At 75.1% G+C, this 17,777-nt stretch carries 15 protein-coding genes and 1 pseudogene; 9 read left to right on the plus strand and 7 right to left on the minus strand.

The genetic code is table 11. The features are described from left to right. Position 1 precedes the first annotated feature (1 nt). Positions 2-2,209, plus strand: a complete 2,208-nt coding sequence (locus V1258_RS12435) for an ATP-binding cassette domain-containing protein (protein ID WP_329749978.1) — start codon at positions 2-4, stop codon at positions 2,207-2,209. A gap of 41 nt (positions 2,210-2,250) precedes the next feature. Beyond that, positions 2,251-2,685: an ankyrin repeat domain-containing protein gene (locus V1258_RS12440; RefSeq protein ID WP_329749979.1), complete on the plus strand. Its 435-nt coding sequence runs from the start codon at positions 2,251-2,253 to the stop codon at positions 2,683-2,685. A gap of 15 nt (positions 2,686-2,700) precedes the next feature. Here the strand turns inward: V1258_RS12440 and V1258_RS12445 are convergent, their stop codons facing one another. The 5 genes from V1258_RS12445 to V1258_RS12465 all read right to left on the minus strand — a co-directional run bounded on the left by V1258_RS12445 (position 2,701) and on the right by V1258_RS12465 (position 6,549). Then, positions 2,701-3,237 (minus strand): GNAT family N-acetyltransferase, encoded by a 537-nt coding sequence (locus V1258_RS12445; protein ID WP_329749980.1) that lies wholly within the window; start codon positions 3,235-3,237, stop codon positions 2,701-2,703. Between the two features lie 5 nt (positions 3,238-3,242). After that, complete coding sequence (locus V1258_RS12450) at positions 3,243-4,295, minus strand: alpha/beta fold hydrolase (protein ID WP_329749981.1); 1,053 nt, start codon at positions 4,293-4,295, stop codon at positions 3,243-3,245. Next, entirely contained in the window at positions 4,292-5,365 is a 1,074-nt protein-coding gene (locus V1258_RS12455) for an Fpg/Nei family DNA glycosylase (protein WP_329749982.1), read from the minus strand. Before V1258_RS12455 ends, V1258_RS12450 begins: the two co-directional genes overlap by 4 nt. Next, the gene (locus tag V1258_RS12460; protein ID WP_329749983.1) at positions 5,365-5,835 is read right to left on the minus strand and encodes a ribose-5-phosphate isomerase; all 471 of its coding nucleotides are present in this window, start codon (positions 5,833-5,835) and stop codon (positions 5,365-5,367) included. The genes V1258_RS12455 and V1258_RS12460 overlap by 1 nt, the downstream gene beginning before the upstream one ends. Before the next feature lie 96 nt (positions 5,836-5,931). Then, positions 5,932-6,549, minus strand: coding sequence for a mycothiol-dependent nitroreductase Rv2466c family protein (locus V1258_RS12465; RefSeq protein WP_329749984.1), 618 nt, complete (start codon positions 6,547-6,549; stop codon positions 5,932-5,934). Between the two features lie 223 nt (positions 6,550-6,772). On the opposite strand from V1258_RS12465, the pseudogene V1258_RS12470 reads away from it, so the two are divergent. From V1258_RS12470 to V1258_RS12480, 3 genes and pseudogenes are all read left to right on the plus strand, one after another. Continuing rightward, positions 6,773-7,444 (plus strand): annotated as a pseudogene (locus V1258_RS12470) (ABC transporter transmembrane domain-containing protein); the annotation flags it as partial. Between the two features lie 463 nt (positions 7,445-7,907). After that, a complete protein-coding gene (locus V1258_RS12475; protein ID WP_329750017.1) occupies positions 7,908-8,609 on the plus strand; it encodes an ABC transporter ATP-binding protein in 702 nt (233 codons plus the stop codon). Further along, positions 8,606-10,486 carry an ABC transporter ATP-binding protein gene (locus V1258_RS12480; protein WP_329750018.1) on the plus strand — a complete coding sequence of 627 codons (1,881 nt, stop codon included), beginning with the start codon at positions 8,606-8,608 and terminating at the stop codon, positions 10,484-10,486. The genes V1258_RS12475 and V1258_RS12480 overlap by 4 nt, the downstream gene beginning before the upstream one ends. A gap of 32 nt (positions 10,487-10,518) precedes the next feature. On the opposite strand, the gene V1258_RS12485 is transcribed toward V1258_RS12480, so the two are convergent. Continuing rightward, positions 10,519-11,718: a hypothetical protein gene (locus V1258_RS12485; protein ID WP_329749985.1), complete on the minus strand. Its 1,200-nt coding sequence runs from the start codon at positions 11,716-11,718 to the stop codon at positions 10,519-10,521. A gap of 177 nt (positions 11,719-11,895) precedes the next feature. Between V1258_RS12485 and V1258_RS12490 the strand changes: the two genes are divergently transcribed. Next, entirely contained in the window at positions 11,896-13,239 is a 1,344-nt protein-coding gene (locus V1258_RS12490; protein WP_329749986.1) for a serine/threonine-protein kinase, read from the plus strand. Between the two features lie 9 nt (positions 13,240-13,248). On the opposite strand, the gene V1258_RS12495 is transcribed toward V1258_RS12490, so the two are convergent. Next, complete coding sequence (locus tag V1258_RS12495; RefSeq protein WP_329749987.1) at positions 13,249-13,929, minus strand: response regulator transcription factor; 681 nt, start codon at positions 13,927-13,929, stop codon at positions 13,249-13,251. A gap of 38 nt (positions 13,930-13,967) precedes the next feature. Here V1258_RS12495 and V1258_RS12500 point away from each other — a divergent pair, with 38 nt between their 5' ends. From V1258_RS12500 to V1258_RS12510, 3 genes are all read left to right on the plus strand, one after another. Beyond that, complete coding sequence (locus tag V1258_RS12500) at positions 13,968-15,779, plus strand: sensor histidine kinase (RefSeq protein ID WP_329749988.1); 1,812 nt, start codon at positions 13,968-13,970, stop codon at positions 15,777-15,779. A gap of 63 nt (positions 15,780-15,842) precedes the next feature. Beyond that, on the plus strand, positions 15,843-16,937 hold the full coding sequence (locus tag V1258_RS12505) for a fatty acid desaturase family protein (RefSeq protein WP_329749989.1): 1,095 nt from the start codon (positions 15,843-15,845) through the stop codon (positions 16,935-16,937). A gap of 177 nt (positions 16,938-17,114) precedes the next feature. Beyond that, the gene (locus V1258_RS12510; RefSeq protein ID WP_329749990.1) at positions 17,115-17,768 is read left to right on the plus strand and encodes a DUF402 domain-containing protein; all 654 of its coding nucleotides are present in this window, start codon (positions 17,115-17,117) and stop codon (positions 17,766-17,768) included. Positions 17,769-17,777: the final 9 nt, after the last annotated feature.

Consider the following 17,777-nt stretch of genomic DNA (forward strand, 5'->3'; position numbering starts at 1 on the left):
CATGACGACCGCTCGCCCCGCCGTCGTCCTCGGGGCCGAGGAGGGCGCCGCGCCGGAGGAGCTCGTGCTGCGCGAGCTCCGCTGGCGACCGTGGACCCGGCCCGACCCGACGCTCGACGGCCTGACCCTGCGGATCCCCGCCGGGCAGCGGGTCCTCCTCGCGGGGCCGAGCGGGAGCGGCAAGTCGACGGTGCTGCGAGCCCTCGCCGGCCTCCTCGACCCGGAGGACGGCGAGCTCGCCGGCACCGCCCCCGGGCCCGCCGAGCGCGCCGGGCAGCGGGGGCTGCTGCTGCAGAACCCGTCGCAGGCGATGGTCGGCGCGACCGTCACCCGCGATGCCGCGTTCGGTCCCGAGAACGCGGCCCTGCCCCGGCAGGAGATCCACGAGCGGGTCGCCGCGGCGCTCGAGGCCGCCCGCGTGGACGTCGAGGCGGGGCGCCCGCCCCTGGACTGCTCGGGCGGGCAGCAGCAGCGGATCGCGCTCGCCGGGGCGCTCGCCCTGCACCCGGGGGCGCTGCTGCTCGACGAGCCGACGAGCATGCTGGACCCGGCGACCGCCGCCGCGGTGCGGGACGAGATCCTGCGCGCCGCCGACGGCCGGACCCTCGTCGTCGCCGATCACGACGTCGCCGCCTGGGCGGACCGGGTGGATCGCCTCGTCGTCCTCGGGGCGCAGGGCCGGATCCTCGCCGACGGCTCCCCCGCCGCCGTTCTCGCCACGCACCACGAGGTGCTCGAGGCGGCGGGCGTGCTGCCGCGCGCCGAGGTCCCGCCGCCGTCGGCGCGTCCGCCCGCGGGATCCCCGGATCCCGCCGACGGGTCGGCCACCGCCGGGACCCGGCCCGGGGTGTCCCGCGGCGAGGTCGTCGCGGCGCTGCGCGGGGTGCGGGTCCCCGCGCGGGGCCTGCGCACCCCCGTCGACCTCGTCGCCCGGTCGGGCGAGCTGACCGTGCTGACCGGAGTGAGCGGCGCGGGGAAGTCGACCCTGTTGGACCTGCTCCTCGATCCCTCCCGCGCTCCAAGCACCGCCCCGACGCGTCGCGCGCCCGACGAGCCCGACGCTCTGGGCGCCGTCGACCGGCCCGGACCGGGCGGCATCGCGGCCGTCCCCCAGGACCCGTCGCTCGGGGTCGTGGCCGCGACGGTGCGGGAGGAGCTGACCGCGTCCCCGTTCGCGGATCCGGAGCGGGCGGGCGAGCTGCTGCGCCTCGCCGATCTCGCGCCGCTCGCCGACGTGCATCCGCACCGGCTCTCCGGCGGGGAGCAGCGGCGGCTCGCCCTCGCCGCCGCCCTCGCCCAGCGGCCCCGGCTGCTCGTGCTCGACGAGCCGACCGTCGGCCTCGACGCGGGCCGCTCCCGCGCCGTGCTCGCCCTGCTGCACCATGCGGCGGACGAGGGCTGCGCCGTGCTCGCCGCGACGCATGACCCGGCACTCGTCGCGGCGGCCGACGCGCGCGTCCACCTGCCCGCCCCGTCGGCGCCCGCCCGTCCGCCCGCGCCGCGGCGCGTCCCCGCCGACGCCCTGAACCCGCTGACCCTGTGCCTGATCGGGATCCTCGCCGCGATCGGGTCGTTCGCCGTGAGCACCTGGCAGGGCGGCCTCCTCGCCCTGCTGCCGCTCGTGGTGCTCGCCCCGCTCACGGTGCGCAGCCTCCGCGGCGGTCTCCTGCGCCTCGTGCCGGTGCTGCTCGCCGCCGCGGGACTCGCCTGGACCACGGCCCTGCTGGGCGAGGCGGCCGCACTCTCCGCGGAGGGCTGGCGGCGGGGCCTCGCCGAGGCGCTGCGGCTGACGACGTTCGTCGCGCCGGGGGTGCTCGCGCTCGGCAGCGTGGATCCGAGCGCGCTCGGCGACGCCCTAGGCGGTCGGCTGCGCTGGCCCGGCCGTCCGGTCGCGGCCGCCGTCGCGGCGCTCGTGCGGGTCGGTCATCTGCAGCGGCAGTGGCACCTGATCGTCCGCACGCGGATCCTGCGGGGCCTCGGCACCGCCCGCTCGCCGCGACTGCTCGCCGGGGCGACGCTGTCGCTGCTGGTCGACACCCTGCGCGGCGCCGAGCAGCAGGCGCTCGCGATGGATGCCCGCGGCTTCGCGACGGCCCGGCACCGCACCTGGTCGGTGCCGAGCCCGTTGGGCCGCGCCGACCTGCTGGGCCTGCTCCTCGCCGTGTGGCTGCTCGTCTGGCCGGCCGCGGCGGAGCTGCTGGTGCGCTGAGCGGACGCGCATGACAGACCGCAGGGCCGTAGCCTGGGGCGATGGACGATGACACGCTGAACCCCACCCCCACCCCCGAGGACGAGGCCGTTCTCGAGCTGGCGCGCACGATGCTGGACGCCGCTCGGCAGGGCGACGCGGCGACCCTGCTGTCCCTCGTGGATCAGGGCGCTCCGGTCAACCTCCGCGACGGCGCCGGGAACTCGGCGCTGATGCTCGCCGCCTACCACGGGCACGCAGAGCTCGTCGCCGAGCTGGCGGCGCGCGGGGCGGATGTCGACCTGCTGAACGACCGCGGCCAGTCCCCGCTCGCGGGCGCCGCGTTCAAGGGCGATGCGGCCGTGGCGCGGGCGCTGCTCGCGGCCGGCGCGGATCCGAGCCTCGGCACGCCCGATGCGCGCGAGACTGCCCGCTACTTCGAGCGCGCCGAGATCGTCGCGCTGCTCGATGAGGCGGGCGGCCCGGACGCCGCCTGACGCTCTGCCCCCCGGTCAGTCCTGCGGGTGGCGGTACACCATCGGCACGTGCTCGATCCCGGCCTCGAGGAACATCTCGCCGGCCTTCTCGTAGCCCATCCCCAGGTACCACCGCTCGAGATACGCCTGCGCGTCGATGTGCACCTCGGCGCGCGGGTCGAGCTCGTGGGTGACGTCGAGGGCGGCGCGCATGATGCGGCCGCCGAACCCGTCGCGGCGGTTCGCGGCGCGCACCGCGAGGCGGCCGATGCGCAACGTGCCGTCGGCCTCGCGCATGATGCGGATGTGCGCGGCGGGCTCTCGCTCGAGGCCGGCTGCCTCGGCCTCCGGGCCGGGCACCTCGATCCACAACAGGATCGTCGTGGGCTCGAGGTCGCGGCCGTCGAGGTCGGGATCGGTGGCGCCCTGCTCGATCGAGAAGACGTCCTGGCGGAGCTTCGCGAGGAGGTAGAGCGTGCGGGGGTCGATCTCGCGGACGGGGGCGCGGCGCAGCACCGCTCCGGTCGCGGGATCGGCGGCGGAGGCCGCGGGATGGATCACGGGATCGGACATGCCGCTCACTGTACTGAGCGGTCACCGCCCGCAGCGGTCTCGACCCGGGTGATCATCTCCTCCATCGCCCGCCGCCAGGCCGCGACCATCGCGGGGCCGCCATGCCCTTCCTCCTCGACGACCTCGAGACGGGAGGCGGGCCAGGCGCGGTGCAGCTCCCAGGCGGTGCGCAGCGGTCCCGAGACGTCGCGACGCCCGTGGATCAGCACGGCCGGGAGGTGCGCGATGCGGGGCATCCCGCCGAGCAGCCCGGAGCCGGGCTCGGCCCCCCAGGGCACGGCGTGATCGGCGACGAAGCCGTCATGGGCCCAGTAGTGGGCGACCAGCCGCGCGAAGCCCCGGGCCTGCTCGGTGACGGACTGGTCGGCGGGGACCGAGTGCGAGCGCACGGTGGCGCCGGTGCCGATGCGGATGTGCTCGTCCTCCCAGGCGGTCCAGGCCCGCACCGCCTCGTCGACGAGGGCGGGATCCGCGGCGGTGAGCATCTGCCGGTAGGCCTCGATCAGCCGCAGCGGCCCGCCGCGCCGATAGGCGGTGCGGTGCTCGGCGAGGTCGGCCAGCTCGTCCCAGACCTCGGGGTGGATCGCCCCGACCTGCTCGGTGATCCAGTCGACCTCGGCGCGGGAGGTGCTGGTCACCGCCATCAGCACGATGCCGAGCACCCGGTCGGGGTGGCTCTGGGCGTAGGCGAGCGCGAGGGTCGACCCCCAGGAGACGCCCTGGAGGATCCACGCCTCGATCCCGAGGTGCTCGCGCAGCGCCTCGAGGTCGGCGATCAGGTGACCGGTGGTCTGGGCGCCGAGGTCCACGGCCCCGGGGGCTCCGGCGGGCGGAGTGCTCTCGCCCGCGCCGCGCTGCGAGAGGCCGACGAGGCGGATGCGCTCGGCGGGGACGTTGCGCCGGTAGCCGGGCGTGAGCCGCCCGCCCGGGCCACCGTGGAGGTACAGGGCGGGGACCCCGCCCTCGCTGCCGGAGGTCTCGACGGCGATCTCGTGGCCCTCGCCGACGGCGAGCCGGCCGGTGCCGAGCAGCGGGGCAGGGTCAGGCTGGGGGATCACGGCGCAGCGAGCGCCCAGGGCGCGGCGGGATGCTGCCGGGTCCACGGGGCGCGACGGCTGCGCATCCCCTGGCAGCGGGGGCACCAGTACACGGTGCGGCCCGCCATCGCGGCGCTCCGGATGACGGTGGAGCAGACCCGGCAGGGCAGGGTCTGCCGGTGGTAGACGTAGAAGGACTGCTCGCGCGGGATGACGTCCGGGTCCTCGTCCCCGTTCTGCCGGGTGCGCCGACGGGGCTCGAGGATCTGCGCCTCGATCTCGCGGTGCTCCGGCTGCGTGGTGACGATGCGACCGGTCCGCGCGCCGTAGGCGATCAGCGGCACCAGGTCCTCCCAGAGCCCCTCGACCAGACCGCGGCCGAGCTCCCGGCCGGGCACCCAGGGGTCGAGCCGGGCGCGCCACAGCAGCTCGGCGCGGTAGATGTTGCCGATCCCGGCCACCACCGACTGGTCCATCAGTTGGGTGCCGATCGCGGTGCGGGAGCGCAGTACCCGGTCCACGAAGCGGCCCGGGTCCGCGTCCGTCCGGAGCGGGTCCGGCCCGAGCCGCTCGAGGAGCGCGGTGCGCTGCGCGGCGTCGTAGATCTCGCACGCGGTCGGCCCGGTGAGGTCGGCGAGCCCGTGCTCGCCCACCAGGCGCAGGCGCACCGTCTCGCGCGGCACGAGGCGGCGCCACGAATCGTCGGCCGCCCCATCCGCCGCCCCGTCCGCCGAGCCGTCGGCCGAGCCGTCTGCCGCGAGTGCCTCCTCCCGTTCGCCGATCCGCAGCCGCGGGGCGCCGATCGCGTGGGCCGTGGCGAAGCCGGGGTCCCCGGCGAAGGTCCACGAGCCGTACAGGCCCAGATGGACGTGCACGATCCGGATGACGGCGTCGCCGAGGGGCACGTCGGCCGTCGGCGCGAGATGGAGCAGCAGGTGCTTGCCGGCCGCCTCGGCCTCGAGCAGGGTCCAGCCCGAGAGCGCCGCCGCCTCCGGGAAGCGCCCCTGCGGGCTGGACGCCAGCACGCGGCGCCCGCCGAAGCCGCGGCGCAGCGCTGCGGCGAGCCGATGGACGGTGTGTCCCTCGGGCATCAGGCGCCGGGCGCCTCGTACCCGCCGGTCCGCTCGTAGCGCGCCATCAGCTCGATGCGCCGCTGGTGGCGCTCCTCGCCGGAGAACGGCTCGGCGAGGAAGACGTCGATGAGGTGCTCGAGCTCCTCCTCGTCGTGCTGGCGGGCGCCCACCGAGATGACGTTGGCGTCGTTGTGCTGCCGGGCGAGACGCGCCGTGTCCTCATTCCACACGAGGGCCGCGCGCACCCCGGCGACCTTGTTCGCAGCGATCTGCTCGCCGTTGCCCGAGCCGCCGATGACGATGCCGAGCGCCGACGGGTCCGCGACGACGGCCTCGCCGACGGCGGTGCAGAAGGGCGGGTAGTCGTCGAGGGCGTCGTACTCGTGGGCACCGTGGTCGGTGACTTCGTGGCCCTTGTTCTGCAGGTTGGCGACGAGGCGGTTCTTGAGCTCGAAGCCGGCGTGGTCGGTGCCGATGTGCACGCGCATGGGGTGGGGGTTCCTTCGGGAGCGGGGTCGGAGAAGTCGCGGGGCGGAGCGGGAGCGGGCTGGAACGGCCGGTCGGGGCCGGCCGGCCCGCTCGGCTCAGGAGAGGTCGATGCCGCCGGTGCGCTGGCGCTTGAGCTCGTAGAAGCCCGACAGCTCGGACATGGTCGCGAGCGCGTCCAGCAGGCGGCCGGCGTCTTCGCCCTTCGGAGCCGGGGAGAGGACCGGTCCGAAGTAGGCGGTGCCCTCGCCGAAGGAGATCACCGGCGTGCCCACGTCGTTGCCGACGCGGGAGATCGCGTCCTGGTGGGAGGCGCGCAGCGCCTGATCGGTCTCGTCGCCGGGGACGTCCTCGTAGACGTCGATCAGCGAGGCGGGCAGCTCGGCGGCCGCGAGAGCCTCGACGGCGACGGCGCGACGATCCTTGTTCCCGCCCACGTGATAGCGCTCGCCCCAGGCGGTGTACCAGCGGGAGAAGGCCTCGGCGCCCTCGGTGCGGCGGATCTCGATCGCGAGGCGCGCGGCGCCGATGGTCTGGTTGGTGGAGGCGCGGTAGTCGGGATCGAGGTCGTTGCCCTCGTTGAGCACGTAGAGGGACATGACGGAGAACAACGGCTCCACCTCGCGGACCTGGGCGGCGTGCTGCAGCCAGCGGCTGGTCATCCAGGCGAAGGGGCAGGCGGGATCGACGAACAGCTCGACACGGCGGGCGGTCATTTCGGCTCCTCGGGTTCGGGGGTGATGCGCTCCATTCTGTCATCGCGCAAATCCCGTTGCGCCGGTCCGTCCGCCGGGGTTGGATTCTCTGGTGTCCTCCGCTTCCCCCGCCTCCGCGCCCTCCCGCTCCGACGCCCCCTCGGTGATGCGGTCGATCGTGCGCGGTCACCGTCGCCGGATCCCCGGCATCATGGCCGTCTCCTTCTTCGTCGAGGGCGTCGACATGCTGGTCCCCGTGCTGGTGGGCCTGATCATCGACGCCGGCATCGTCCGGGGGAACCTGGCGCTGGTGCTGGCCGGCGCCGCGGGCATCTTCGTGCTGCGGCTGCTGAGCACCTGGGCGTGGACGATCATGTTCGCGCTCTCGCAGAAGGCGCGCATGTTCGAGCGGCACCGTCTGCGCGTCGCCGTGACCGGTGCGGTCCTGGACCCCCGGTCCCGGCCGATCCAGCGGCCCTCGGGCGAGGTGCTCTCGATCGCGACGTCCGACGCGGACAAGGCCTCGGACGTCATGGACATGCTGCCGTGGGCCTTCCCCGCGGGTGCCGTGGTGCTCGCCGCCGGTGCCTGGCTCGCGATCCTCGATCCCTGGCTCGGCGTGGCGACCCTCGTCGGGATCCTGGTGATGGTCCTCGTGATCCGGGTGATCTCGCCGATCCTCTCCGCCCGCTACGACGCCCAGCAGTCCAAGGCCGCCGACGCCGCCGCGACGGCGACCGACCTGGTGCACGGCCTGCGCGTGCTGCAGGGCCTCGGCGTGCAGTCGAGGGCCCGCGCCCAGTACCGCCGGCGTTCCCGCATCGCGCTCGACGCGGCGCTCGTCAACGCTCGCTTCTCCGGCGTCGCGGGCGGCCTGACGACCCTGGTCACCGCCGCGATGATGGCGGCCGTGGTGATCATCGCCGCCCAGCGCACGATCGCGGGCGACATGACCATCGGCACCCTGATCGCCGTCGTCGGCGTGGCCCGCAACAACATGGGCATGCTGCAGGGCCTCTCCGGCCTGCCCGTGTGGTGGGCGTCGATGTCCACCTCGGGCCGCCGCGTGCGCGACCTGCTGGCGGACCTCGGCCGCACCATCGACGACCCCGAGCTGAGCATCGACCACCTCGCCCGCGCCCGCGACGATCGCGGCGAGGCCCGCCGCGGCGAGCGCCGCGCCGGGGTGGGCGGCCTGCACCTGCGGGGCCTCCCGCTCGGCGCGGTGCCGGCTGCGGAGGGCGAGGCCGACGGGGCCGATGAGGACGGCGCCGACGTCGTGGCCGGCGTGCCGGCCACGACGAGGGTCGATCTCAACTTCCCCTACGGACGCATCGTGGCGCTCGTCCGCGCCGACAAGAGAGGGCGCCCCGTCTGTCGTGCTTGTTTCTCCGTCCCAGACGAGGCTCGATCTCACCGTCCCCGACGGCCGCATCGTGGCGCTCGCCTGCGCCGACCCGCGGGACGCCGACGCGGTGATCGCCGCCGTCGGCGGGAAGGGCGAGAGCACGGGCGTGCACCTCGGCGATCCGACGAATCCCGAGCGGTCCTCCCTCGAGGTCACCACCCGCACCCGCTTCTCGACCCGCGCGGACCTGCTGGTCGAGCCGCACGTGGTGGACCTCTTCGACGGGACCCTGCGCGAGCAGCTCGCGACCCGTCTGCCCGAGGGCAGCGAGGAGGGCTGGGAGGAGCGGGCCCTGCACGCCGCGGGCGCCGAGGACCTGCTGCGGATCCTGCCCGAGTCCTACGACACCCGCATCCTCGACCGCGGCGCGAACCTCTCCGGCGGCCAGCGCCAGCGCATCGCCCTCGCCCGGGCGGTCGCGGCCGACGCCCCGGTGCTCGTGCTCCACGACCCCACCACCGCGGTGGACGCCGTGACCGAGCAGCACATCGCCGAGGCGCTCGTCGCGGCGCGCCGGGACGAAGACCGGGCGACCCTGCTGGTCACCCGCTCACCGGCCCTCCTGCGCGCCGCCGACGAGGTGGTCTACGTGCGCGGCGGCCGCCTCGCCGCGCAGGGCGACCACCTCGACCTCATGGACCGCGACGACTACCGGGAGATGGTGCAGCGATGACCCGCTCGAGCACGCCCCCGTCGGCCCCCGCCCCGGTGGCCGATCTGACCCTGATCGACTGGGACGCCTCCCCCGAGGAGCTGCTCGCGGTCGACGCGACCGCGCGCCGTCAGCTCGACGAGCACGCCCAGATCCTGCCGATCGCCGACGTCCCCACCTCCGTGCGCCATGTCGGCGCGCGGCTGCGCCGCTTCGGCGGGATGACCGTGCTGACCCTGCTGGTGGTCATCGCGGGTGCCGCGGCCGCGGCCTGGATGCCGCGCCTGATCGGCGGGGCCGTCGACCTGGTGCAGTCCGGCGCGACGTCCGGCGACCTGTGGCGCCAGGGCGGGCTGATCATGCTCGCCGGCGTGCTGCAGGCGATCCTCGCCGCGCTCGGCTGGGCGCTCGTGTCGAGCCTCGGCCAGCGGGTCCTCGCCGGGATGCGCGAGGACGTGATCGACCGCGCCCTCGACCTGCCGGCGCAGACGATGGAGATCACCGGTATCGGCGACGCCCTCTCGCGCGTCGCCGACGACGTGGACGTCACCGCCCGCGCCGTGAACAACGTGGTGCCCAACATCATCCAGATGGGCTTCTACGTGCTCGTGACCCTGATCGGCATGGCGACCCTCTCGCCGTGGCTGCTGATCTTGGTGGTCGTCGTGGTGCCGATGTACGTCGGCGCGGGGGTCTGGTACCTGCGCCGCACGGCGCCCATCTACCGCCGCGAGCGGGTCGCGATGGGCGCCCGCGCCCAGGGCCTGCTCTCCGCGATCCACGGCATCCCGACCGTGCACGCCTACGGCATCGAGCGGCGCGAGACCCGCCACGTCGCGGTGCTCTCCGAGACCGCCGTCGTGCTCGGCATGCGCGTCATGACCCTGGTGACCAAGCTGGTCAAGGTGATGGTGTGGCCCGAGAACATCGCGATCGCCCTGGTGCTCGTGCTCGGCTACGTGATGGTCAACGTCTCGGGCGCCCCCGTGGGCCTGGTGACGGCCGCCGCGCTGTACCTGATCTCGCTGCTGTGGCCGATGATGAACCTCATCTTCAGCCTCGACGACGTGCAGTCCGCGGCCGCCTCGCTCACCCGCATGGTCGGCGTGATCGAGTCGATCGACCCCGCCGCCTCCCCCGGCGAGCAGGTCCCCTCCGACGGCTCGATCCGGCTGGAGGGCGTCTCCCACGCCTACGGCACCGACGAGGAGGGGCGCGAGCGGACCGTCCTGCATCCGATCGACCTCACGATCGCCGACGGCGAGACCGTCTCGCTCGTGGGCGCCTCGGGCGCCGGCAAGTCGACCCTCGCGGCGATCATCGCCGGGACCCTCGAGCCGCGCCACGGCCGGGTGCGCCATGGCGGGGCCGACCTCGCCCGCGCCGATCTCGAGGCGATCCGCCGCCACTCCAGCATCGTCAGCCAGGACGTGCACGTCTTCCGCGGGACCCTCGCGGAGGACCTGCGCCTGGCCCGCCCCGACGCCACCGATCAGGAGCTGCGCGCGGCGCTGCGCCTGGTCGACGCCGAGACCTGGGCCCTCGCGCTGCCGCAGGGGCTGGAGACCGAGGTGGGCGAGAAGGGCGAGCGGCTCACCGCCGAGCAGTCCCAGCAGCTGGCCCTCGCCCGGATCGTGCTCCAGGACCCCGCGGTGCTGGTGCTCGACGAGGCCACGGCCGACGAGGGCTCCTCGGGGGCGCGCACCCTCGAGCGCGCCGCCTTCGAGGTGGCGCGCGGGCGCACGACGATCATCGTCGCGCACCGCCTCTCGCAGGCGATGGTCGCCGACCGGATCCTGGTGATGGAGGGCGGCCGCGTGGTCGAGCAGGGCCCGCACCAGGAGCTGGTGGATCGCGGCGGCGTGTACGCGCGCCTGTGGGAGGCCTGGTCCGGCTGAACCGGTCCGGCTGAACCGGCCGGGCGCGAGGATCAGCGGCGGCGGCTCAGCACGAGCACGCCGGCGAGCCCGGTCCCGAGGCCGAGGACGCCGAGCACCCCGGCCCCGGCCAGCAGGGCGATCCGTCCGGCGGTCCAGTCCCCGCCGAGCGGGCCCCGGCGCGTCGCCGGCGAGGCGTCGCCGAGCTCGAGCACATCGCCCTCGGCGGCGTCCTCCGCGACCTCGCCCTCGACCTCGAGGGTGAGGATCAGGCGCACCGGCTCGGCCGCCTCGGCGGGGGCGCCCTCGGGGAGCTGCCGGCGCTGGAGCTGCACCGTGTGGGTCCCCGGGAGCCAGGCGGAGCGGATCGACTCCGTCTCCGAGCTGCGGTTGCCGAGGTCGACGGGCGCGACCATGCCGCCGCCGTGGATGGTCGCGGTGCTGTGCACGGTCCACATCCCGCCGTCCACGGCGACCAGTCCGCGGACCGCGTCGAAGACGCGCAGCCCGATGTCGGCGCTGCCCTCGGACGGCAGGGCCGTCACCTCGGTGCGCCAGCGCAGCCGCTGGCCCTCCTGCACGTCGACGGCGAGCAGCGCGGTCTCCCCCGGCTGCAGCTCGAGCACGGTCGAGCCCGGCTCGACGCGGGTCGCGGTCGCGAAGGAGCGGCCCGGCGTGATCGGCTCGGTGTCGGCGGGAGCGACGGGCGCGGCCCCGTCGTCTTCGATCTCCTCCTCGACGGCGGGGGCTCCGCCGCCGAGGCCCGCCGGCTGGATCGCGACCTGGATCTCGACGGGCAGGGGACGCTCGGCGTCCCGTGCGCCGAGGCGCTGGACGCGCAGGTACAGGGCCTCGCCGGCGCACCCGTCGGGCCCGACCTCGGCCGAGACCCGGGCGGAGGTGAGCGGGCCGTCACCGTCGAAGGTCTCCCCCGCGGTGCGCGTGCTGCCGTCGACGCAGTCCGCCCCCTGCGCGGTGACGAGGTCGACGTCGACGTCGAGCGACTCCCGCTCCTCGGGCAGGCCGTCCGCGTACGGCGGCGCGGCGATCGTCGCCGCCGCATGCACCCGCTGCCCGTCGGCGACCCCGATCCGGTAGTACTTCGCGGTGCCCACGGCGGAGTCGCCCGTCGCGCCGTCCTCGAGGACGTCGCGGACGATGCCGGGGGTGATCTCCGGGGCCTGGGCGAGCGAGGCCCCGCCCGAGACCTCCGTGCCCTCGACCCGGTAGGCGTGCTCCGGCACCTCGTCCACCGCCGCGGGGTCAGCGAGCGCCGACGGCGAGCCCAGTGTCGCGAGCAGTACGGCGAGCGCGCCGCCCAGGACGAGGCGTCCGCTCCGCGGGGGTCCTCCTGCGGGCGCGCGGCGGTCCCCACGAGGCGGCGCGGACCGGATCGGGAGGGGGAGGAGGTGCCCTAGCATGGCCCCATCATGTCCGATGTCATCGCAGGCCGCATCGAGCTGCTCGACCCCCTGGCCCGAGGCGCCTCAGGGTCGCTGTGGCGCGCGGTCGACCGTCGCTACGGCGCGATCTGCGCCGCGAAGGTGATGCGGCAGCGCGACGGCGCCGAGGTGCTGCGGTTCGTGCGCGAGCAGAGCGTCGGCACCGCGCAGGACCTGGGCCGGCACCCGCATCTGCTGCCCCCGTACACCTGGGTCGCCGAGGACGACACGATCGTGCTGGTGATGCCCCTCGTCCACGGCGGCACCCTGGCCTCGCTGACGGCGGAGCACGGCCCGCTCTCCCCCGCCCTGGTCGCGCACCTGCTGCGCCAGCTGCTCGACGCCCTCGCGGCGCTGCACGAGTCCGGTTGGGTGCATCGCGACGTGAAACCCGCGAACCTGCTCCTCGCCGCGACCGGCGCGGCCGCCCCGCACCTGCTGCTGGCCGACTTCGGCATCGCCCTGCACACCTCCGACATCCGCCTCACGGAGACGGGCCTGGTCCAGGGCACGCCCGGCTTCCAGGCCCCCGAGGCGATCGCCGGGCAGACCACCTCCACCGCGCAGGACGTCTGGGCCGCCGCGGCCTGCGCGCTCGAGGCCCTCGTCCCGTCCGCACCGCGTGAACGTCCGACGGCGGGGCAGCTGCCCGCTCGCCTCGACGCTGCGCTCGCCGGCAGTCCCGATCCGGCGGCGGGCCCGCTCGGCGCGCTGCTGCACGCCATGCTGAGCGCCGATCCGGCCGACCGCCCGAGCGCCGCGGAGGCGCGGGAGACCATCCCGCAGTTCTCGGCGCCCCCGGAGCACTGGGCGCTCACCCGCTCCGGGGCCCGGGTCACGGTGCCGGACCGGGTCGAGGGGGCCGACGGGCGCCGAGGGGTGCCGCTCGAGGGGCCGGCCTCGCTCGCGGGCCTCGCGCCGGGGCTGCACGAGCGGCTGACGGCGCGCTCGACCGCGAGCTCCGGCGCCGACTCCCCCACCGAGCTGTTCGTCCGCAGGCCCACGCCGCGGGATCCGCTCGGCTCTCCCCCGGCACTCGGTGCGGTCTCCCCGGCGGCCTCACCCGCGCCCGCGATCGGCTCGCCGTCCTCCGGTGCAGGATCGCCGGTACCTGCACCTGCACCTGCACCTGCACCTGCACCTGCGATTGGCTCTCCCGCGCCCGGCACCGGATGGTCGGCTCCGGCGCTCGGCCCGTCGGCGGCTCCCGCCGGTCCTCCGCCGTCGGCCGGGACCCCGCGGGGATCCCGCCGTGGCCTGGGCCTCGGTCTGCTGCTGCTCGCCGCCGCGCTGCTCACTTGCTCGGGCGGCCTGCTCTGGGCCGCCTTCTGACCAGGCCGCTCAGGCGCCGGGGCGAACGAGGCCGGTCTCGTAGGCGGTGACCACCAGCTGGGTGCGATCCCGCGCGCCGAGCTTGGCGAGGATCCGCGAGACGTGGCTCTTCACGGTCTGCTCGGCCATCACCAGCTCCGCGGCGATCTCCCGATTGGCGAGACCGCGCGCGACCCCGCGGAGCACCTCGAGCTCGCGCTCGGTGAGATCGGCGAGCCGCGGGGAGGTGCGCACCGCCGGCTCCGGGCGGGAGACGTAGTCCTCGATCAGGGCGCGGGTCACGCGCGGAGCGAGCAGGGACTCCCCCGCCGCCACCACCCGCACCGCGTGGACCAGCTCCTCCGGTGTGGAATCCTTGAGCAGGAAGCCGCTGGCCCCCGCGCGCAGGGCGGCGAACACGTACTCGTCGGCGTCGAAGGTGGTCAGCATGATGATCCGCGGAGGCGTGCCGGGCATGGCGAGCACCGCCCGGGTCGCGTCGAGCCCGCCGACGTGGGGCATGCGGATGTCCATGAGCACCACATCGGGCCGCGTGCGGCGCACCACCTCGGTGATCCCGGCTCCGTCCCCCGCGGTGCCCACCACGGTGATGCCGTCCTGCGCGTCCAGGAGCGCCTCGAAGCCGGCCCGGATCATCGACTGGTCGTCGACGATCAGCACGCGGAGTTCGGAGGGGGAGGCGGGGGGCATGGCGACACGGTACCGCCGGTCCCCGGGAGGGACCTGCGATGGCTCTCGTCCCTGATCGGCGGGCGCTGCGGCGCCTCGGCCACGACCTCGACCTGGTGATGACCGGGCTCGGCCTGACGCTGCTCGCCGCGATCATGCTGCTGCCCCTGGGCGCCGTCTCCGCCGCTCTCGCGGTGGTGTGGGTCGGCGTGGTGCTGCTCCCCGTCACCCTCGGGCTCGCGGCCATGATCGCCGGCTGGGACCGGGCCCGGCTGGTGCGCTGGGGGATCCGGGTGGCCCCGCCGGACTACCGGCCGCGTGGCAGCGGGGTGCGCGGACTGCTGCCCCTGCTCGGGGATCCGCGACGCTGGCTGGACCTCGCCTTCGAGGCGCTGATCGCGCTGCCGGTGCGGGCCGCTACCGCGGGCGCGGCGGTCGCCTGGGCGGGCGCGGCGCTCGGCGGGCTCACCTTCTGGGCCTGGGGACGGGCGCTGCCCGCCGCGCCCCTGCCGCTCGGCGGGCAGTGGGCGGTGGCGCTCGCCCTCGGGATCGTCCTCGCCCTCTCCTTCCCCGCGGTCGTGCATCAGCTGGCCCGGCTCGACGTGCTGGTGACGGTGCCGCTGCTGGGTGGGGAGGAGCCCGGCTCCCGTCCGGCCCCCGGTCCTCGCTCCGCCGCCCCCGGTCCGGCGACGGTCCTCCACGAGGAGGCGTGGACCCGGATGACGGTGGCCTTCCTGGGGGTCGTGCTGCTGGCCGTCGGCTGGCCGGTCACCGCCGCGCTGTACGACGTGCATCCGGCGCTCGCCATGCTCGTCGCGGTCGCGGCGTCCGCGGCGCCGCTGGTCGCCGTCGGCCGACCCCGCGAGGGGCTCGCCCTGTCGGTCCTCGTGGCGGCGGGAACGATGCTCGTCACCGCTCCCGCCCAGGCCCTCGAGCCGTGGCCCTGGGCGGTCACGGCGCTGATCGCGCACTGCCTCGTGCTGGCGGTCCTCGCCGTGCTGCACCGCTGGTACTGGTCGCTCGCCGGGTGGTCGGCGGGGGCGGTGCTCACGCTCCTCGCCCTCGTCGGGACCCTGCCGGTCGAACTGCCGGGACCGGTGCTGCGGCAGGTCTCGACCAATGCCGTGGTGCAGGTCGCGATCAGCGGAGCGGTCGTGCTGCTGGGCCTCACGGTCCGCCAGCTGGTGCTGGTCAGCGAGCGGGTCGAGGAGGCGCAGACCGTCACCGCGGAGGAGATGCGGCGCCGCATCGAGCTCGAGGAGCGCCACCGCATCGCCCGCGAGCTGCACGACGTGGTCGCGCACTCGATGTCGGTCATCACGGTGCAGGCGGGCACCGCTCGCTTCCGCCTCGGCGGTCTAGACGCCCGCACCGAGCAGGAGTTCGAGGACATCGCCGCCTCCTCCCGTCAGGCCCTCGCCGAGATGCGCGCCCTGCTCGCGACCCTGCGCACCGACGAGGGCCCCGAGGACCTGCCCCAGCCGGGCCTCGCGGACCTCCCGGAGCTGATCGACGCGAGCCGGGCGACAGGGGCGCGGATCGACGCCGAGCTGGACCCGGTCGAGGTCCCGCCGACGGTGGGTCTGACCGCCTTCCGCGTGGTGCAGGAGGCGCTCTCCAATGCGCTGCGCCATGCCCGGGGCGCCCCGATCACGGTGCGCGTCACCGCCGGGGACGGTGCGCTCGCGGTCCACGTCGGCAACGACGCCCCGCGGGCCGATCACGCCCCGATCCCGGGATCGGGGCTGGGACTGGACGGGGCGCGGCAGCGGGTCGCGGCGCTCGGCGGCACCTTCGCGGCGGGACCGCGGGAGGACGGCGGCTTCACGGTCCGGGCCCTGATCCCGATCGCCGACCCCCTACCCCGGTAGGGGGTGCAGTTTCGCTCCCGCGGGTGACGCGCACGGGGCGACCACCTCCTTAGTGTCGCGGCCATGACCGCTCTCGACACGCTGCCGGAGCCGACGCCCGGCACCCCCTCCCGGCCCCGGGCCGCCGCCAACCGCGACTACTTCGAGCTCACCGAGCGGGTGAAGGCCGCGGGCCTGATGGGGCGCGACGTGCGCACCTACGTGCTGCGCACCGCCCTGCTCACCGTGGTCCTCGCCGCCGGGATCGCCGGCATGGCGCTGATCCCCGACTCCCCCTGGCTGCTGCTGCTCGGCGCCGGCTTCGGCGTGCTCTTCACCCAGTTCGCCTTCCTCGCGCACGACGGAGCGCACCAGCAGGTGTTCGCCTCCGGCCGCCGCAACCAGTGGTTCGCGCGGATCATCGGCAACCTCGTGGTGGGCCTGAGCGTCGCCTGGTGGAACCGCAAGCACGGCAAGCACCACGCCCACCCGAACACCATCGGCAAGGACGGCGACATCTCCGGCGGGGTGCTCGTGTTCGTCCCCGGCGACGAGCAGGGCCGGTCCGGGTTCATGGCCTGGCTGGCGAAGCGCCAGGGATGGGCCTTCCTGCCCCTGCTGAGCCTGTTCGCCTTCGTGCTCCACTACGAGGCGATCTCCAGCGTCGTCCGCGACACCAGGATGAAGCACCGCCTCGCCGAGGCGGTGCTCTGCGGGATCCGGATCCTCGGCTTCCCCGTGCTGGCCTTCGCGACCATGTCCCCGGGATGGGCGGTGGGCTTCCTCGCGGTGCAGCTGGCCGTCTTCGGCATCACCATGGGCGGCTCCTTCGCCCCGAACCACAAGGGCATGCCGATCCTGCCTGAGGATCTCGAGGTCGACTTCCTGCGCCGCCAGGTGCTCACCTCCCGCAACATCACCGGCGGGCGGCTGATGACCTGGGCGATGGGCGGGCTCGACCTGCAGATCGAGCACCACCTGTTCCCGCGCATGCCGTCCGGACATCTGCGCAAGGTGCGGCCACTGGTCAAGGAGTTCTGCGCCGAGAAGGGCATCGTCTACACCGAGACGTCCCTGCTTCGCTCCTACATCATCGTCATCAAGTACCTCAACCGGGTGGGGCTCGGCTACGCCGACCCGATGGACTGCCCGGTCGCGGCCCAGCTGCGACGGGCCTGAACCGGTCCGTCCGAGCGGCGCGTCCGCGGCACCGGGACCGGCGCGCCTGACGCCCCGCTCCCCGGGAGGCGGTATGGTCGCCCCATACGCCTACCCCTTCACGGGCAGCGCAGCCCCGGCCCGGTGGCCGGTCGGTACGGGGCGTCCGTGGAGGCCGATCCGGCCGGGACCCCCACCATGTCTTCCACCCCGCGCTGGTCGCCCGGCGACCAGGTGACCTGGACCTACTACACCCCTCAGCACCCCACGCGCACCGTGCGCCCCGGCACCGTCGTGCTCGACGACGACCGCGGCGTGGTGGTGTGGATCGCCCCCGGCACCGAGGTGCTGCTGCCCGTGCTGCAGTCCGGGGCGGCGTTGCGCCGCGCCGGCGACGAGGGCATGTTCACCGCCCCCCGCGTGCAGTCCAAGCAGCTGTGGACCGGCAACGGCATCCTCATGATCGGCCTGCCCGACACCCCGTACTCGGTGTGGCTGTTCTACAAGGACGACGGCTCGCTCGGCTGCTACTACGTGAACCTCGAGACGCCCTACGAGCGCACCGAGGAGGGCATCCGCACCCGCGACCTCGTGCTGGACCTCGTGGTGCTGCCCCGCCGGGACTGGCACTACAAGGACGAGGACGAGCTCGAGGGCGCCGAGCGCACCGGCTACTTCTCCGCCGAGGAGGTCTCGGGGATCCGCGAGGCGGGTCGCCTCGCCGAGCGGCACATCGCCGACTGGGCCTACCCCTTCTCCGCCGGCTACGAGTACTTCTTCCCGGACCCGTCCTGGCCCCTGCCCACCCTCCCCGAGCACTACACCTGGGAGCTGGACCTCACCCGGCGGTGAGCTCGAGGG

Origin of the sequence: Brachybacterium sp. J153 (assembly GCF_036311905.1) — a bacterium.
Lineage (GTDB): Bacteria > Actinomycetota > Actinomycetes > Actinomycetales > Dermabacteraceae > Brachybacterium.

What these genes read in the sequence shown, in the direction of transcription:
- V1258_RS12480 (WP_329750018.1), top strand. Translation starts at nt 8,606, where the DNA reads ATGACCCGCTCGAGCACGCCCCCGTCGGCCCCCGCCCCGGTGGCCGAT.
- V1258_RS12500 (WP_329749988.1), top strand. Translation starts at nt 13,968, where the DNA reads ATGGCTCTCGTCCCTGATCGGCGGGCGCTGCGGCGCCTCGGCCACGAC.
- V1258_RS12490 (WP_329749986.1), top strand. Translation starts at nt 11,896, where the DNA reads ATGTCCGATGTCATCGCAGGCCGCATCGAGCTGCTCGACCCCCTGGCC.
- V1258_RS12455 (WP_329749982.1), bottom strand. Translation starts at nt 5,365, where the DNA reads ATGCCCGAGGGACACACCGTCCATCGGCTCGCCGCAGCGCTGCGCCGC.
- V1258_RS12440 (WP_329749979.1), top strand. Translation starts at nt 2,251, where the DNA reads ATGGACGATGACACGCTGAACCCCACCCCCACCCCCGAGGACGAGGCC.
- V1258_RS12435 (WP_329749978.1), top strand. Translation starts at nt 2, where the DNA reads ATGACGACCGCTCGCCCCGCCGTCGTCCTCGGGGCCGAGGAGGGCGCC.
- V1258_RS12495 (WP_329749987.1), bottom strand. Translation starts at nt 13,929, where the DNA reads ATGCCCCCCGCCTCCCCCTCCGAACTCCGCGTGCTGATCGTCGACGAC.
- V1258_RS12460 (WP_329749983.1), bottom strand. Translation starts at nt 5,835, where the DNA reads ATGCGCGTGCACATCGGCACCGACCACGCCGGCTTCGAGCTCAAGAAC.
- V1258_RS12465 (WP_329749984.1), bottom strand. Translation starts at nt 6,549, where the DNA reads ATGACCGCCCGCCGTGTCGAGCTGTTCGTCGATCCCGCCTGCCCCTTC.
- V1258_RS12505 (WP_329749989.1), top strand. Translation starts at nt 15,843, where the DNA reads ATGACCGCTCTCGACACGCTGCCGGAGCCGACGCCCGGCACCCCCTCC.
- V1258_RS12445 (WP_329749980.1), bottom strand. Translation starts at nt 3,237, where the DNA reads ATGTCCGATCCCGTGATCCATCCCGCGGCCTCCGCCGCCGATCCCGCG.
- V1258_RS12510 (WP_329749990.1), top strand. Translation starts at nt 17,115, where the DNA reads ATGTCTTCCACCCCGCGCTGGTCGCCCGGCGACCAGGTGACCTGGACC.